Raw genomic sequence first — 16,230 nt, forward strand, 5'->3', positions numbered from 1 at the left:
GGATGGCGATCACCGGGCGGTTTGTCCTGCTGGCCCTGGCGGGGCTCGTGCCGATCATCCTGTTCCCCTCGCCGGGGACCGTGCTTCTCTGGGTGGGCGTCCTGGCGCTGGCCTGCGTGCTGGACCTGGCGCTGGCCGCCCCGCCGCGCGCCGTCGAACTGCGCCGCACCGTGCCCGGCAGCGTCAGGCTGGGGCAGGACACCAGCGCCGAACTGCTGCTGGCCAACACCTCCACGCGGACGCTGCGCGCGCTGGTGCGCGACGGCTGGCAGCCCTCCGCGGGGCCGCGCAACCCGCGCCAGCGCACCACCATTCCCGGCGGCGAGCGGCGCCGGCTGGCCGTGGCGCTGCGGCCCACCCGGCGCGGCGACCTGTCCACCCCGCACGCCACGGTACGTTCCTACGGCCCGCTCGGCCTGGCCGCCCTCCAGCTGACCATCGCCGCGCCGGGCACGCTGCGGGTGCTGCCGCCGTTCAATTCCCGGCGGCATCTGCCCGGCAAGCTGCGCCAATTGCGCGAGCTGGACGGCAAGGCCGCCGTCCAGATCCGCGGGGCCGGGACCGAGTTCGACTCGCTGCGCGACTATGTCCAGGGCGACGACGTGCGCTCGATCGATTGGCGGGCCACGGCCCGGCGCCGCGATGTGGTGGTGCGGACCTGGCGGCCCGAACGCGACAGGCGCGTGGTCATCGTGCTGGACACCTCCCGGACGTCCGCGGCCCGGATCGAGGACGAGCCCCGGCTGGACACCGGCATCGAGGCGGCCCTGCTGCTGGCCGCGCTCGCCGAGCGCGGCGGGGACCGCGTGGACTTTGTGGCGTTCGACCGCCGGGTGCGGGCCCGCGCCAGCTCGGCCGCCAAGGGCAATCTGCTGGCCCAGCTGGTCCATTGCATGGCGCCGCTTGAGCCGCAGCTCATTGAGCTGGACTATCCGGGCGTACCCGGGCAGGTCCGTGCCGTATCCGCACACCGGTCCCTGGTGGTGCTGCTGACGTCACTGGATGCCGGTGCCGCCGAGGAGGGCCTGGTCCCGCTGGTGGCGCAGCTGGCGGCCAGCCATGTCGTGGTGGTGGCCTCCGTGCGCGACCCCGCGCTGGAGCGGATGCGCAAGGAGCGGACGACGGCGGTGGACGCCTACCGGGCGGCCGCGGCCGAACACGCCCTGCTGGAGCGGGCCGCCGTCGCCGCCGCCCTGAAGCAGCTGGGTGCCGAGGTGGTGGATGCCGATCCGCACGAGCTCCCGCCGAAGCTGGCCGACGCCTACATCCGGCTCAAGGCCGCCGGACGGTTGTAGCGCCCGGTGGTTGACCGGGGCCCACGGCCGCGAGGGCCCCGAAGCGAGCGGCGCGAGGTTTGGGAGCAACTGGGGATCAGTCGGCCATGACGTCGTTGAGGGCGCGGGCGGTGCCGGTCAGGGTGGTGAGGACGGCACGGGCGGTGCCGGGCGTGTACCCGGCCAGACCGCCGGCCGGGGTGACGCGCAGCGCGGCCAGGTCCGTGGCGGCCAGGCCCAGCCCGCGCCAGGGGCGCATCACGGACTCCACCAGGCGCGAGACCTGCGGCGGTGCCGCCGCGGGATCGTCCACGGGGACGACGCCGGCCCACAGGCCCTTGCCGCCCTCGATGGCATCGGCCAGCTGCTCCCAGTCGGAGGTGCCCAGCCCGCGCAGCGGCAGCGCGAGGCCGTCGGCCTGGGCCCGCAAAGCGAGCTCCACGGGCTTGCCGGCGGCGGGCAGGGCAAAGACCACCTCGGCCGCCCCCCCTTCCCGGGCCGCGCGGACCGTGTGTTCCCACGCTGAAGCAACCTCGCTGCCGTCGATGGCCCGCAGCGTGCGGTAGCCGCTGGAGGTGGGGATGGCGCCGGCCAGGACACGGGCGATCTCCGGCTCGTCGATCTGGACGGTGATGGCGGCCCCGGGCACAGCGGTGGCGATCCGGGCCAGGTGGGCGCCCAGCCCGGCGGCCAGCGACTCGCCCAGGTCCCGGCGGGCACCGTAGTCCAGCAGCGCGCGTTCGCCGTAGTGCAGATGGATGGCCGCGGCCATGGTCCAGGGACCGCACAACTGGACCTTGATGGCGGGGCCGCGGCGCTCCTCGGCCCCTGCCACATCGGCCAACACGTTGATGTCCGAGGACAGCGCCGAGACGGCACGGCGGTGGTCGGCGCCGGGGCGGTCCACCAGCCGCCAGCCGAAGGGCTGGACGTCCACGGGAAGTTCCACCAGCAGCGCGGCCGTGCGTCCGACGTCGTCGGAGCCCACGCCGCGGTCCGGCAGCTGCACCAGATAGGGCAGGTGCGGGTCGCCCAGCTCGCCGCGGGTGATCCGGGCCGCCTCGACGGCGTCGGTCCCCGGCCAAGTGCCCAGGGCCGTGGCCGTCACCTGCTGCGGGCGGACCCGCTCAACGCTGCCCACTAGGCCCGGACGCCGCCGCCGTGCGGCTGGCCGCCCTGGGTTTGGCCATTCTGCGCGGCGCTGTGGCTCTCCGAGATGGCCTGGTGGTGGCGGATGACCTCGCTGATGATGAAATTCAGGAACTTCTCCGCGAAGGCGGGGTCCAGGTTGGCCGACTCGGCCAGGGCGCGCAGCCGGCCGATCTGGGCGGCCTCGCGGCCCGGGTCCCCCGCCGGCAGCTGGTGCTTGGCCTTCAACACGCCCACGCGCTGGGTGGCCTTGAAGCGCTCCGCCAGCAGGTAGACCAGCGTGGCGTCGATGTTGTCGATGCTCGAGCGCACCGACAGCAACTCGGCCATAACGGCGGGATCGATCTGGCCGGCCAGGGAGCTGGCGGCGGGGTCGAAATCGTCATCGGGCAGGTGGCTGGTGGTGGGTTCAGTCATGGCATCAGTTTAGGCGGTTGGCCGCGGGGGGCGGCAAACGCATCCACCCATTGACACTGCCGGGGGCCGGGGCTGTAGTGAAGGGAAGCCGCCAAGCAAAGGAGCACGGAATGAAAATTGCAGTGTTGGGCACGGGACCTGTCGGGCGGACCCTGGGCACGGCGTTTGCCGCGGCGGGACACGAGGTGGCCATGGGCTCCCGGGATGCCACCAATGAGAGCGCCGCGGCGTGGGCCGAAGCCACCGGAGGGAGTGCCCGCGCCGACAACTTTGCCGGTGCCGCAGCGTGGGCGGAGCTCGTTGTGAACGCCACTCCCGGCACGGTGTCGCTGCTGGCGCTGGAGGCCGCCGGGCGGGAGAACCTGGCGGGCAAGGTCTTGCTGGACGTGTCCAATCCGTTGGACTTCTCGGCCGGTTTTCCGCCGTCGCTCTCGGTGCTGAACACCGATTCCGTGGCCGAATCGATCCAGCGCGCCTTCCCCGAGGCCCGGGTGGTCAAGTCGCTGAACACGGTGGCCGCGCCGGTGATGGTTGCCCCGCAGGCCCTGGCCGGCGGGGAGCACGATGTGTTCCTGGCCGGGAACGACGACGTCGCCAAGGCCGCCGTGCGCGCGCTGCTGTCCCAGCTCGGCTGGGCGGACGGGCACATCCGGGACCTGGGTGCGCTGGAGTCGGCGCGCGGAATGGAGATGTACCTGCCGCTCTGGCTGCGCCTGATGGGCGCCACGAAATCGGCGATGTTCAACATCCGCGTGGTCACCGGCTGACGATCCCATTTAACCCACGCGAACCGTCATTTGTGGGCAGTGTTGTCCCGCGGGACTGCCCACAAATGACGGTTCGCGGAGGCGCAAGGCTAGCCGAAGAGCAGGGCGCGGTTGGCCTCGCGGCGCCGGGCCTGCTCCACCGGGTCGGGCACCGGCAGCGAGGCGATCAGCCGCTTCGTGTAGTCATGCTGCGGATTGCCCATGACCACGCTGCCGATCCCCTCCTCCACCAGCTTGCCCTTGTAGAGCACCCCCACCCAGTGGCTGAGCATGTCGACGACGGCGAGGTCGTGGCTGATGAACAGGGCCGCAAAACCGAACTCCGCCTGGATCTCCTTGAACAGCTCCAGCACCTTGGCCTGCACTGAGACGTCCAGGGCTGAGGTGGGCTCGTCCGCGATGAGCAGCTTCGGGTTCAGCGCCAGTCCGCGCGCCAGCGAGGCGCGCTGGCGCTGGCCGCCGGAGAGCTCGTGCGGATAGCGGTCCGCATAGGCCCGCGGCAGCTGCACCGCCTCCAGCAGATCCTCCACCCGCTTGGTGACATCGGCGGCGGAGCGGTCCTCGTGGATCAGGATGGGCTCGGCCACGCATTCGCCGATGGTCAGCTGCGGGTTGAACGAGGCCGCCGGGTCCTGGAAGACGAACCCGATGTCCTTGCGCAGCGGCCGGAAGGAGCGCTCCTTGAAGTTGAGCATCTCGTAGCCGAGCACCTTCAGCGAGCCGCCGGTGGTCTTGTTCAGCCCCGCGATGGCCCGGCCGATGGTCGTCTTGCCCGAGCCCGACTCGCCCACCAGGCCAAAGACCTCGCCGGCGGAGATGGTGAAGGAGACGTCGTCGACGGCGCGGAAGGACGGGCTGCCCAGCCGGCCCGGGTACTCGATCACCAGGTTGGTGGCCCGCACCAGCACTTCGGCGTCCTGGTGGGCACGCGTGGCCATGCCCTCCGAGGCCGAGTTCCGGCCCAGGTGCGGCACCGCGGCCAGCAGCTTGCGCGTGTAGTCCTGCTGCGGGGCTTCAAAGAGCCTGGTGGCGGTGGCCTCCTCCACGACATCGCCCTGGTACATGACCACCACGCGGTCGGCCAGGTCCGCCACGACGCCCATATTGTGCGTGATCAGCACAATGGAGGTGCCGTAGACGTCCCGGAGCTCGCGCAGGAGCTCAAGGATCTCCGCCTGCACCGTGACGTCCAGCGCCGTCGTCGGCTCATCGGCCACAATCAATCCGGGGTTGAGCGCCAGCGCCGCGGCGATGACCACGCGCTGCTTCTGCCCGCCGGAGAACTGGTGCGGGTAGTAGTCCACCCGCTTCTCCGGCTCCGGGATGCCCACCTTGCCCAACGCCTCGATGGCGCGGGTGCGCGCCTCCTTCTTGCTCACGTTTCCGTGCGCGCGCAGTCCTTCGGCAATCTGCCAGCCGACGGTGTAGACGGGGTTCAAGGCCGTGGACGGCTCCTGGAACACCATGGCCACCTCCAGCCCGCGGATTTGGCGCAGGTGGGCAGGCGTCACCGAAATGACGTTGTTGCCGCTGATCAGCACCGCCCCGGAACTGATGGCCGTCTCCGGCAGCAGGCCCAGGATGGTCTTGGCGGTGACGGTCTTGCCCGAGCCGGACTCCCCCACGATGGCCAGGATCTCCCCGGGCGCGACGGCGAAGGAGACATCGTCCACGGCCTTGACGTCGCCGGTGTCGGTGGCGAAGGTGACCTTGAGGTGTTCGATGCTCAGCACCGGACGTTCCCCCGTGGGATCGGCGGGGGCTGAAGCGTGGCGGCTCACAGGGCCACCTCCTTTGCGGGGTCGACGGCGGCGGGTGTGCCGGCCGGGGCCAGGGGGGCATTGCGGACCTTGCCGGCGCGGCGGCGCCCGCGCAGCCGGGGGTCATTGAGGTCGTTCATGCTCTCGCCCAGCAGCGTCAGCCCCAGCACCGTCAGCACAATGGCCGCACCCGGGTAAACGCCCGTCCACCAGATCCCCGCCGTGGCGTCGGACTGTGCGTGGTTGAGGTCGTAGCCCCATTCCGCGGCCGACGACGGCTCGATGCCGAAGCCCAGGAAGCCCAGGGCCGCCAGGGTCAGGATGGCCTCGGAGGCGTTCAGCGTGAAGATCAGCGGCAGCGTCCGGGTGGCGTTCTTGTAGATGTGCCTGGCCATGATGCGCACCGAGGAGGCGCCCACCACCATGGCCGATTCCACGAACGGCTCGGCCTTGAGCCGGATGGTCTCGGCCCGGATCACGCGGAAGTACTGCGGGATGAACACCACGGTGATGGAGATGGCGGCGGAGAAGATGCCGCCCCACAGGCTCGAGCGCCCGTGGCTGATGGCAATGGACATCACGATGGCCAGCAGCAGCGTGGGGAAGGCATAGATCGCATCCGCCACCACCACCAGGATCCGGTCCAGCCAGCCGCCGAGGTAGCCGGAGACCAGGCCCAGCGCCACGCCGATGAAGATGGACAGCAGCACTGCCACCACAATCACGAACACAGCTGTCTGGGCGCCCCAGACGGTGCGGGAGAGGACGTCGTAGCCGCCGGCTGTGGTGCCCCACAGGTGCGCCGACGACGGCGGCGCCTGGCTGATGTCGAACTTCTGGTTGAACCCGTAGGGGGCGATCAGCGGGGCGAACAGCGCGGTCAGCAAGAAGAGCGCTGTGATGACGATGCCCGCCACCAGCATGCCCCGCTGCAGGCCCACACTCTTGTGCAGATGGGAAATGATCGGCAGCCGGCGGATCAGCGGTTGGTCCTTGCGCGCCATGGCTAGTACCTCACCCTCGGGTCGATAAGTGCGGCAACCACGTCCACGATGAAGTTGGTCAGCGCCACGATCACGGCCAGCAGGGCCACAATGCCCTGGACGGCCACGAAGTCGCGCGCGGTCAGGTAGTGCGCCAGCTGGAAGCCCAGCCCCTTCCATTCAAAGGTGGTCTCGGTCAGCACGGCACCGCCGAGCAGCAGGGCGATCTGCAGCCCCATCACGGTGATGATCGGGATCAGCGCCGGCTTGTAGGCGTGCTTGGTGACCAGCCGGAACTCGCTGACACCGCGCGAGCGCCCGGCCTCGACGTAGTCCTTGCTTAGCGTGCCAATGACGTTGGTGCGCACCAGGCGCAGGAACACGCCACCGGTGAGCAGGCCCAGCGCGATGGCCGGCAGGATGGCGTGCTGGGTGACGTCGGCCAGCGCGGCCACGTTGCCGCTGCGGATGGCGTCCAGCCAGTAGATCCCGGTGGGTGAGCCCAGCTGGTTCAGCGCAATCTCGTTGGCGGTCTTGGCCCGCCCGGCCACCGGGAGCCAGCCCAGGCCCACCGAGAAGACCAGCTTCAACAGCAGGCCGGCGAAGAACACCGGGGTGGCGTAGAAAAGGATGGCGAAGACGCGCAGCACGGCGTCGGGCCATTTGTCCCGCTTGTAGGCGGCCAGCATGCCCAGCGGGACGCCCACCACCAGCGCCACGACGAGGGCGTTGAGGGCAAGTTCCAGCGTGGCCGTGCCGTAGGTGGCCAGCATGTCGGTGACCTTGAGGTTGTCCGAGATGGTGCGGCCAAAGTTGCCCGTGGCGATCTGGCCCAGGTACTCGAAGTACTGCACGATCACGGGACGGTCGTAGCCGGCCTCGTGGATGCGCTGGGCCAACTGCTCCGGCGGGAGCCTGTCGCCCAGGGCCGCCGTGATGGGATCGCCGGTGATCCGCATCAGGAAGAACACCAGGGTGACCAGGATGAAAATGGTGGGGAAGATCAGCAGGAACCTGATGGCCAGGTATTTGCCCAGACCACCGCCTGACTTGCCCTTTTTGGTGGGGAGGAGTTCATCGCCGTCTTCCGGCGGCGCCTCAATAAGCGTTGTCATTGGAGCTCTGTTCTTCGTTGAACGGGATGTGGTGCGCAGAAGTCTCGATCCGGCAGACCGCGGGCCCGCCGGGTGCCGGTGGAGGCGGGGTTCCTGTTGGACGCCCCGCCTCCACCGCCAGCCAATGTGGTGGTGATGCTACTTGGACAGTACGCCCAGGCGGAACTTGAAGGACGCGTCCAACGTGTCCTTCACGCCCTTGACCCCGGCGCCGGAGACGGCCACCTGGGCCCCCTGCAGCAGCGGGAGGGTGGAGAGGTCCTTGGCCACGGCAGCCTGGATGTCACCGATCAGCTTGGTGCGGGCCGCCGGGTCGGTGGTGGTCACCTGCTCCTCGATCATCTTCTGGACATCGGCGTTGCTGTAGTGGTTCTTCAGGAAGTTGTTCGCGGAAAAGAACGGCCGCAGGTAGTTGTCGGCGTCGGAGTAGTCAGGGAACCAGCCCAGCTGGTACATCGGGTAGACGTCCGTCGTGCGGTCCTTGGCGTAGGTGACCCACTCGGTGGACTGCAGGTTCACCGTGAACAGGCCCGTCTTCTCCAGCTGGTCCTTCACCGCGGCATACTCATCGCCCGAGGACTTGCCGTAGTGGTCCGGGTTGTACTGCAGGTTCAGCACCACGGGGGTGGTGACGCCGGCGTCGGAGAGTGCCTGCTTCGCCTTCTCAACGCTCGGCTTGCCCGTGCCGTCGCCGTACATGGTCTTCAGCGGCTCGGTGGCACCGGTGAAGCCCTGCGGCACGAAGGAGTACGCGGGCAGGTAGGTGCCCTTGTAGACCTGGCTGGCGATGGCGTCGCGGTCGATGGAGTCGGCCATGGCCTGGCGCACGGCCAGCGACTTGGCGGGATCGGCCTCGGGGGTCTTGGCGCCGAAGGGCATGGTGTCGAAGTTGAAGACGATGTAGCGCAGCTCGCCACCGGGGCCCACATCAACCTTGACCTTGCTGTCGCTCTTGAGGCTCTCGATGTCGGTGGCCGTCAGCGAGCGGGAGGCGACATCGACGTCGCCCTTCTGGACATCCAGCTTGAGGTTGTTGGAATCGGCGTAGTACTTCACCGTGACGTTGTCCGTGGCGGGCTTGCCGAGCAGGCCCTGGTAGGCCGGGTTGGCCTTGAAGCTGATGAGCTCGTTCTTCTTGTACGACTCGATCGTGTACTGGCCGGCGAAGGACTTGCCGGCGATGATGGCGTCGTCGTCGAGGACCTTGTCGGCCGGGAAGACGGTATCGTCCACGATCGGACCGGCGGGGCTGGTGAGCACCTGGGGGAAGGTCTGGTCGTTGCCGTCCTTGAGCTTGAACACCACTGTGGTGGCGTCCGGGGCCTCGACGCTGGCCAGGTTGCCCAGCAGGGTGGCCGGTCCGTTGGCATCGTTGATCTTGATCTGGCGGTCGAAGCTGAACTTCACGTCCTTGGAGTCAAGGTCCGTGCCGTTGGCCCATTTGAGGCCGGGTTTGAGCTTGACGGTGTAGTCCGTCGGGGAGGTGAAGGACGCCGATTCGGCGATGTCCGGCACCGGGTCGGCGCTGCCTGGCTTGGAATTGAGCACGAACGGGTAGATCTGGTTCATCACCATGAATGAGCCGTTGTCGTAGGAACCGGCCGGGTCAAGGAAGGTGACCTTGTCCGTGGTGCCAAATGTGATCGGTGCGCCGCTGGCGCCACCCGTTCCTGTACCGGCGCCCCCACCACTGGGGCCCGTGCATGCGGTCAGGGCCAGGGCCGAAACACCGGCAAAGGCAACCATGTAGCGAAGGCCCATCTTGTTCTTAGCCATCTGCAAACTTTCTGTCGACGAATGCGATGTGGTTCCGACGGGCGCATGGATCGCGCACCCTGTGATGTGAACCACATACGTGATGCCTTTGTTTCTATCAGACAGGGGCGGGTTTTTGGCCAAAGAGGAATAGTTGCAACCAGATGTTTATATTGCGTTCGCCGCCGCGGCCCGAGCGAACGGAGCAAAAACGGCCAATGCAGCCGCCGTTCGTTCGGCCTCATGCGCGCTAAAGCGCTCCATCAGCGCGGCCGGCTCCAGCCCCGCCGGCAGCTCCGCGGCCATCCCGCCCTCGTCCAGCCAGGCCGTGAGCAGGGCGGCGTCGAGCTCCAGATGGAACTGCAGGCCCATGGCGCTGCCCAGGCTAAAGGCCTGGTTGGGGCAGCCGGGCGTGCTGGCCAGCAGCGTGGCGCCCGCGGGCAGGCCTGCGTTGTCGCTGTGCCAATGGACGACGTCGGTGTCCAGCCCGGCCAGCGCGCCGCCGGCGACGGCGTCAACGGGGCCCAGCCCGACCTCACTGGTGGCGTTGAGCTCCAGCGGCGCACCCAGGGCATGGGCAATGATCTGGTGGCCCAGGCAGATGCCCAGGACCGGGACCGCCTGGGCCACAGCGGCCCGCACCAGCGCGGCCTCGTGGGCGAGCCCGGGGTGGCCGGGGGTGTCGGCGGCGTTCATCGGGCCGCCCATCAGCACCAGGCCGGCCAGCTCCGAGACGTCCGGCAGGTGCGGATTGTGCTGGTGGACGATGCTGCGTTGGTCGATGCCCACGCCCTGGTCCGCCAGCGCCGTGGCCACCAGCCCCGGCCCCTCCCACGGCACATGCGTCAAAACAAGGACCCTCTTCGGCTCACCATTCGTCATGGAGCCAAGCCTAGTGTTCGAGGGGCCCCGGCCGAGCGAAGCGAGGGTGGGGAGAACACTGGGCGCTAGTGTTCGAGGCGCCCCGGCGGCGGTGTCCTCAGCGCCGTTTCCAGCAGGGCCTGGGCATGCCAGCGCATCTGGGCCACGGCGTCTGCGCGCGACAGCCCGCCGATGTCGACCAGCCAGACCAGCGCCTCGATGCCTATCGCACTGCGGATCGCCAGCACGAGCGAGTGCAACTGCGCCGGGGGCAAGCTCCCATGCAGCGGCTCCAGCGCCTCGCCAATCCAGGCGATGGCACGCCCCTGCCGCAGCGGCAACGGCGGATCCTTGGGACCCCGCGGCTCCAGTGAGAGCCGCAGCATGGTGCGCTGCTGGGCCTCGGTTTCCACGATCAGGGCCGTAAATTCGACGACGACGGCGTCCAGCCGCAGGCCCGGATCCGCCGGTGCGTCGGCCGGGAGCAGAGAGGTCCGCGCCGTCTCCGGATGCGCTGCCGCCAACAGCTCGCGTTGGCCGGGAAAATAGCGGTACGCAGTGCTGCGCGCGACGCCGGCCAGCGCCGCGGCTTCGTCCACCGTGGGGGCCTCCCCCGCGGTCACCCGCCCGCGGGCCACAGCGACCAAAGCATCGTAGGTGCGCTGCTTTTGGGCCCGGCGTCCGGCGTCCTGGTAGGGGGTTGACATGGAACTTATGGTACTCCAGTCTTGTTATGAGACATTAGTCCCATAACAAGACTGCAACGCACAGCCAAGAGGCGAGTCCCATGGACACGAACAAGACCTTTGCACCCATCGTCCGCCAGCCGGGAGAAGGGGCCCGCCGCTGGTTCTACGGGGGCGGAGTGCATGTCTGGAAGGCCACCGAAGCGGAGACGGCCGGTGCCTTCCTGCTCTTTGAGGACCAGTTGTCGGCGGGCAAAACGACCCCGCTGCACACGCACCCCGGGTCGGATGAGACCATGATCGTCCTCAGCGGGGAGATCCTGATGCATCTGGACGGCGCCGAGCACCGGATCGGCGCCGGCGGCATGGCCACGGCACCGCGCGGCGTCCCGCACGCCTTCAAGGTGCTGGCGGATTCAACGCGGCTGCTGTGCCTGCACACCCCAGGGCTGTGCCAGGCGTTCTACTGGGATGCCAGCGTTCCGCTTGACGACGATGATCCGGGGCACGGCGGCGTCGACTTCGGCCGCGTCCGGGACTCGGCGCAGCGCAACGGGGGCATTGAGCTGCTGGGTCCGCCGCCGTTTGGTGCACCGTGAGGGTTCCGCACGCGCCGGGCACCCCACGGCGCATCCACTGGCAGGTGCGGCCGTCTTAGACGATATGAGGTGAGGGCCGGGGCCTTCTGTTTCACAGCGTTCGTGGGTTGCCAGTGAACAACCCCTTGGCCTACCGGCCTTCGCAAGGGTTGCATGGGTAGTGCCACATGTGACTTTTGGGAGGTCCCGGCTATGTACGAGCATACGTTTATTGGGTTGGATGTTCACGCGGTTTCCGTCGCGGGATGTGCGCTGGCCCCCGATACCGGCGAGCTGGTCCAGGCGCAGATCCACTCCGACCCGGCGGTGGTGTTGGAGTGGATCCGCCGCTTCGCCCCGCCGGTGAAGGCCGTGTACGAGTCCGGGCCGACCGGGTATGTGCTGGCCCGGTTCCTGCGCGAGGCCGGCATCGACTGCGTGGTCGCGGCGTCCTCGAAGCTGCTGCGGGCCCCGGGCGACAAGGTCAAGACCGACAAGCGCGATGCCCGTCTGTTGGCCGAGATGCTCGCCGTGGGGTCCGTCACCGAGGTGCGGGTGCCGACGCGGGAACAGGAGGACCTGCGGGACCTCTCCCGGCTGCGGGCCACCGCGGCGAAGGACCTGGCCCATGCCCGCCAGCACGTGAACGCGATCCTGCTCCGCCACGGCATCCGGTACCGAAGGAGACGAAGTGGACGAAGGAGCACCTGCTGTGGCTGCACCGGCAGCGCTTTGACTCACCGGTGCTGCAGTTCACCTACGAGGCCGACGTTGAACAGGCCGAACTGCTCGCAGCGCATCTGAAGCGCATTGACCAACGCGTCGCCCAGACCGCCAAGGACTGCCAGTACACCGCGGTGGTTGAGGCGTTGATGTGCCTGCGCGGCATCCAGGTCACGACCGGGTTCGGGCTCGCCGTGGAGATCGGCGACTGGACCCGGTTCACCGGGGCCACCATCGGCTCCTACCTGGGGCTCGTGCCCAGCGAGCAGTCCTCGGGCCAATCCCGGCACCAGGGACCGATCACCAAGGCCGGCAGCAAATACGGGCGCAAACTCCTCATCGAGGCAGCCTGGCAGCACCGGCGCCCCTACGCCCGGCCCGGAGCCCGGCTGCTGGGCCAGCTGGACCTCGTTGCCCCGGCCACCTGGATCCGTGCCCTGGAAGGCAACCACCGCCTCCACCGCAAATGGGAGCAGTTTGATGCCCGCAAGAAACGCTCCGTCACAGCCAACACCGCGATCGCCAGGGAGCTCGCCGGCTGGTGCTGGTCCCTGGCCGCACCCCTGCAACCGGGGGAACGCATGAACGCGGCGTGAAGAACGTGCCCTCCGGGCAAGTGGCGGTCGTGACGTGGCAGCACTTTGGGGCCAACTCGGGACAGCGCTATGAGCAAACGGGCCACACCGTTGATGCTCGATCTTAGACAGCGATACGCCCCAGCCGAACAATCGTCATGCGGTACCCAATCCGCGCATATCAGCCTGACACTGCAGTCGAACACACGACTCGCCAGCACGACCGCCACACCCGGACGGCACCCAAGGAAGCGGCCCCCAACACCAACGCTGGGAGCCGCTCATCTCTGCCTCTTGACCAACCTACATATCAGCGCTTGGCCCGGGCCCACTGCGGGTCGCGGCCAAACCAGCCGGCCAGCCGGTCGTAGATGGGGGCGTCCTCGGGCACGGGCACCTCGATGCCAAAGGTCTTGTCCCGGCCGCGGAATTCCGGGCGCAGCATGCGCTGGCTCCACAGCAGCGAGTGTTCAGCCAACGCCGTGTCGAGCTGGACGCGCTGGCCGGTGGCCTGCGTGAGGTCCCAAGCGTGCACGGTGAACTCGGCGATCTGCTGGCTGGCACGGCTGCGCAGCGGGGCCTCGCCGCCGCCGGGCAGGGCAATCAGCCGGTTCAGGTCCGCCGCGGCCCAGGTGCGCTTGAGCACCGCCGCGCTGTCGCGGAAACGGTGCGACCAGTCCGCGCCAACCACCGTGCGCGAGGCCTGCCAGTCGACGTTTTCGCCCCGGGCCGCGACGGTGAAGTTGTGCAGGTCCTGCACCACCAGGTGGTGCAAGAGCGTGGCAACATCCCAGTCATGGCAGGGGGTGGGCAGATGCGCCTGGTCCGCACCGATGCCTGAAATGATCGAGGCGCACTGCTCCAGTGCGCGGTCCAGCAGGATCAGTGGATTGGGGCCCGATTGGGGACTCATGCGGCACGTCCTTCCGTAGCTCTTCTCGGCGTTGACCGCAGTCTACGCCAGAGCGCAAAGCCCGGTGGGCGTATGACACAGTGCGCCGCAGGCACCGGATGCCAGCGCCCCAAAGAGTCGTGCCGGGGTGCTAGAGTTCCGGGCGCGCCAGCGAGCGGGCCGAGTCGATGGTGGCCTGGCCCAGCACGCGGCTGCCCTGGTAGAGCACCACCGTTTGGCCCGGGGCGACGCCGCGCAGCGGTTCCACCAAGGTGACGGTCAGGCGGGCCCGGGACACGCCGTCGTCGCCGGCCACCTGCTCCACAATGGCGCGGGCCGGTACGGGATCCCCGTGGGCGCGGACCTGGGCATAGCAGTCGAATTCCGCACCGGTGGCGACCTCGGCGATGGGCAGGCCGGCCCAGGAGACCTTGATGCCGCGCAGCTCGTCGATGGCCAGCAGCGCGTGCGGGCCCACCACCACCTTGTTCTCCTTGGGGCGGATCTCCAGCACGAAGCGCGGCTTGCCGTCGGCGGCCGGGGTGCCCAGCTTCAGGCCGCGGCGCTGGCCCACAGTGAACTGGTTGGCGCCGGTGTGCGCGCCGACGGTGGCACCTGTCTCGTCGACGATCTCGCCGTCGGTCATCTCGATCTTCTCGGCCAGCCAGCCGGCCGTGTCGCCGTCGGAGATGAAGCAGATGTCGTGGCTGTCCGGCTTCTTGGCCACGGACAGGCCGCGGCGCTCGGCCTCGGCGCGGACTTCGGCCTTGGACGGCGTGTCGGCCAGCGGGAACATCGAATGCTTGAGCTGCTCATGGGTCAGCACGCCCAGCACGTAGCTCTGGTCCTTGGCCCAGTCCGCGGCGCGGTGCAGCTCCGGATTGCCGTCCGCGTCGGTGAGGACCTTGGCGTAGTGGCCGGTGCAGACGGCGTCAAAGCCCAAGGCCAGCGCCTTCTCCAGCAGCGCGGCGAACTTGATCCGCTCGTTGCAGCGCATGCAGGGATTGGGCGTGCGGCCGGCGGCGTATTCGTCGATGAAGTCCTGGACCACGTCCTCCTTGAACCGCTCGGAGAAGTCCCAGACGTAGTACGGAATGCCGAGTTTTTCGCAGGCACGCCAGGCATCGGTGGAGTCCTCGATGGTGCAGCAGCCGCGGCTGCCGGTGCGCAGCGTGCCCGGCATCCGGGACAGCGCCAGGTGGACGCCGACGACGTCGTGCCCGGCCTCCACGGCCCGCGCTGCGGCGACGGCGGAGTCCACTCCCCCGCTCATGGCGGCCAAAACTCGCATTACTTGCCTTTCGATAGTCGTGCTGGTCGGGCTGGGGCCCCGGCCGCGAGGGACCCGAAGCGAGCTTGCGAGCCTCGGGAGCGGCTGGGGAGCGGGACCTGGTCTCGACAGGCCCGTCCACCGGGGCGCTCAGCCCCGGGTGCTTGCTGTCTGGATGGTGGACACATGGGCTGCCATGCCGGCCTGTTTGGCCATGGCGTGGGCGGCCGGCAGTGCGGCCACAAACTTCTCAACGTCCCCGGGCGTGGATGTATGCCCGAGGGTGAAGCGCTGGGCGCCGCGGGCGGTGTCCTCGTCCAGCCCCATGGCCATCAGCACATGGGACGGGCGCGGCACGCCGGCGGTGCAGGCGGAGCCGGTGGAGGATTCTATCCCGGCCATGTCCAGCAGGAACAGCAGGGAATCCCCCTCGCAGCCCGGGAAGGTGAAATGCGCGTTGCCGGGCAGCCGATACGCCGGGTTTTGTTGTGGGTCCGCACCGCGGAGCACGGCCTCGGGGACTGCCTGGCGGACGCCGGCGATCAGGGTGTCCCGCAGCGTTGCGATCCTCAACGATTCCCCGGCCAGGTGCGCGGCGGCATCGGCGGCGGCCGCGGCGAAGGCCGCAATCGAGGGCATGTCCAGCGTGCCCGAACGCACGCCGCGCTCCTGCCCGCCGCCGTGCAGCACCGGCACAAGTTTGACGTCACGGCCCAGGAACAGGGCGCCGGCGCCCACGGGGCCGCCGATCTTGTGCGCGCTGACGCTCATCGCGGACAGGCCGGAATCCTTGAAGTGCACGGGCACCGAGCCGAAGGCCTGGACGGCGTCCGAATGCACCGGAATGCCGTGCTCCCTGGCCAGGGCCACGACGTCGGCGATCGGCTGGATGGTGCCGACCTCGTTGTTGGCCCACATCACCGTGACAAGCGCGACGGTGTCCGCACCGCCGTCGGCGAGCTCTGCGGCCAACGCGTCCAGGCGGACGGTGCCGGTTTCATCCACGGGCAGCCAGACGGCCTCGGCGCCCTCGTGCTTCTGGAGCCATTCGACGGCGTCCTGCACGGCGGCATGCTCAATGCTGCTGGCCAGGATCCGGGTGCGGCGGGGATCGGCGTCGCGGCGCTGCCAGAACAGGCCCTTGACCGCCAGGTTGTCCGCCTCGGTGCCGCCGGAGGTGAAGATGACCTCGGAGGAGTGGGCGCCGGCCGCTGCGGCAATCACCTCGCGGGACTGCTCCACCGTGGCCCGGGCACGACGGCCGGAGCCGTGCAGCGAGGACGGGTTTGCGCTGCGGCTGAGTTCTTGGGTGAGTGCGGCGAGGGCCGGGGCCGAAAGCGGCGTGGTCGCCGCGTGGTCTAGGTACACGGGCACCCATCAATTCTACGGCACGGAAACCGCCGGGCTACCGGAGCCGTTTCGGTG

General features: G+C 69.1%; 16 protein-coding genes. 5 read left to right on the plus strand and 11 right to left on the minus strand.

Features of this window, described 5'->3' with window-relative positions; all coding sequences use genetic code 11:
* The first annotated feature begins 2 nt into the window (after nt 1-2).
* Nucleotides 3-1,295, plus strand: a complete 1,293-nt coding sequence (locus ACQCSX_RS09045) for a DUF58 domain-containing protein (protein ID WP_427018656.1) — start codon at nt 3-5, stop codon at nt 1,293-1,295.
* Nucleotides 1,296-1,371: 76 nt separating this feature from the next.
* Here ACQCSX_RS09045 and ACQCSX_RS09050 read toward each other — a convergent pair whose 3' ends face one another.
* Both ACQCSX_RS09050 and ACQCSX_RS09055 read right to left on the minus strand, forming a co-directional pair.
* Nucleotides 1,372-2,415 (minus strand): hypothetical protein, encoded by a 1,044-nt coding sequence (locus ACQCSX_RS09050; protein WP_427018657.1) that lies wholly within the window; start codon nt 2,413-2,415, stop codon nt 1,372-1,374.
* Entirely contained in the window at nt 2,415-2,840 is a 426-nt protein-coding gene (locus ACQCSX_RS09055) for a chorismate mutase (RefSeq protein WP_427018658.1), read from the minus strand. The genes ACQCSX_RS09050 and ACQCSX_RS09055 overlap by 1 nt, the downstream gene beginning before the upstream one ends.
* 110 nt (nt 2,841-2,950) lie before the next feature.
* Between ACQCSX_RS09055 and ACQCSX_RS09060 the strand changes: the two genes are divergently transcribed.
* Entirely contained in the window at nt 2,951-3,607 is a 657-nt protein-coding gene (locus ACQCSX_RS09060) for an NADPH-dependent F420 reductase (protein ID WP_427018659.1), read from the plus strand.
* Nucleotides 3,608-3,696: 89 nt separating this feature from the next.
* Here the strand turns inward: ACQCSX_RS09060 and ACQCSX_RS09065 are convergent, their stop codons facing one another.
* From ACQCSX_RS09065 to ACQCSX_RS09090, 6 genes are all read right to left on the minus strand, one after another.
* Nucleotides 3,697-5,388: an ABC transporter ATP-binding protein gene (locus tag ACQCSX_RS09065; RefSeq protein WP_427018660.1), complete on the minus strand. Its 1,692-nt coding sequence runs from the start codon at nt 5,386-5,388 to the stop codon at nt 3,697-3,699.
* Nucleotides 5,385-6,371, minus strand: coding sequence for an ABC transporter permease (locus ACQCSX_RS09070; protein ID WP_427018661.1), 987 nt, complete (start codon nt 6,369-6,371; stop codon nt 5,385-5,387). The genes ACQCSX_RS09065 and ACQCSX_RS09070 overlap by 4 nt, the downstream gene beginning before the upstream one ends.
* Nucleotides 6,372-6,373: 2 nt before the next feature.
* Nucleotides 6,374-7,465 (minus strand): ABC transporter permease, encoded by a 1,092-nt coding sequence (locus tag ACQCSX_RS09075; protein WP_427018662.1) that lies wholly within the window; start codon nt 7,463-7,465, stop codon nt 6,374-6,376.
* A 138-nt stretch (nt 7,466-7,603) separates the two neighbouring features.
* Nucleotides 7,604-9,241 (minus strand): ABC transporter substrate-binding protein, encoded by a 1,638-nt coding sequence (locus tag ACQCSX_RS09080; RefSeq protein WP_427018663.1) that lies wholly within the window; start codon nt 9,239-9,241, stop codon nt 7,604-7,606.
* 147 nt (nt 9,242-9,388) lie between these two features.
* On the minus strand, nt 9,389-10,102 hold the full coding sequence (locus ACQCSX_RS09085) for a type 1 glutamine amidotransferase (RefSeq protein ID WP_427018664.1): 714 nt from the start codon (nt 10,100-10,102) through the stop codon (nt 9,389-9,391).
* A 65-nt stretch (nt 10,103-10,167) separates the two neighbouring features.
* Complete coding sequence (locus ACQCSX_RS09090) at nt 10,168-10,788, minus strand: TetR/AcrR family transcriptional regulator (protein ID WP_427018665.1); 621 nt, start codon at nt 10,786-10,788, stop codon at nt 10,168-10,170.
* 80 nt (nt 10,789-10,868) lie between these two features.
* Between ACQCSX_RS09090 and ACQCSX_RS09095 the strand changes: the two genes are divergently transcribed.
* From ACQCSX_RS09095 to ACQCSX_RS09105, 3 genes are all read left to right on the plus strand, one after another.
* Nucleotides 10,869-11,366 (plus strand): cupin domain-containing protein, encoded by a 498-nt coding sequence (locus ACQCSX_RS09095; protein ID WP_427018666.1) that lies wholly within the window; start codon nt 10,869-10,871, stop codon nt 11,364-11,366.
* 192 nt (nt 11,367-11,558) lie between these two features.
* A complete protein-coding gene (locus tag ACQCSX_RS09100) occupies nt 11,559-12,149 on the plus strand; it encodes an IS110 family transposase (protein ID WP_427018667.1) in 591 nt (196 codons plus the stop codon).
* Entirely contained in the window at nt 12,089-12,664 is a 576-nt protein-coding gene (locus tag ACQCSX_RS09105) for a transposase (RefSeq protein WP_427017057.1), read from the plus strand. The genes ACQCSX_RS09100 and ACQCSX_RS09105 overlap by 61 nt, the downstream gene beginning before the upstream one ends.
* Nucleotides 12,665-12,953: 289 nt before the next feature.
* Here ACQCSX_RS09105 and ACQCSX_RS09110 read toward each other — a convergent pair whose 3' ends face one another.
* The 3 genes from ACQCSX_RS09110 to ACQCSX_RS09120 form a co-directional block, all read right to left on the minus strand.
* Nucleotides 12,954-13,556, minus strand: a complete 603-nt coding sequence (locus ACQCSX_RS09110; protein WP_427018668.1) for a TIGR03086 family metal-binding protein — start codon at nt 13,554-13,556, stop codon at nt 12,954-12,956.
* A gap of 130 nt (nt 13,557-13,686) precedes the next feature.
* The gene (gene mnmA, locus ACQCSX_RS09115) at nt 13,687-14,826 is read right to left on the minus strand and encodes a tRNA 2-thiouridine(34) synthase MnmA (protein ID WP_427018669.1); all 1,140 of its coding nucleotides are present in this window, start codon (nt 14,824-14,826) and stop codon (nt 13,687-13,689) included.
* A 129-nt stretch (nt 14,827-14,955) separates the two neighbouring features.
* Nucleotides 14,956-16,179, minus strand: coding sequence for a cysteine desulfurase family protein (locus tag ACQCSX_RS09120; RefSeq protein ID WP_427018670.1), 1,224 nt, complete (start codon nt 16,177-16,179; stop codon nt 14,956-14,958).
* Nucleotides 16,180-16,230 lie beyond the last annotated feature (51 nt).

The sequence above is a fragment of the Pseudarthrobacter sp. P1 genome (assembly GCF_050156935.1).
In the GTDB taxonomy this organism is placed as follows: Bacteria; Actinomycetota; Actinomycetes; order Actinomycetales; family Micrococcaceae; genus Specibacter.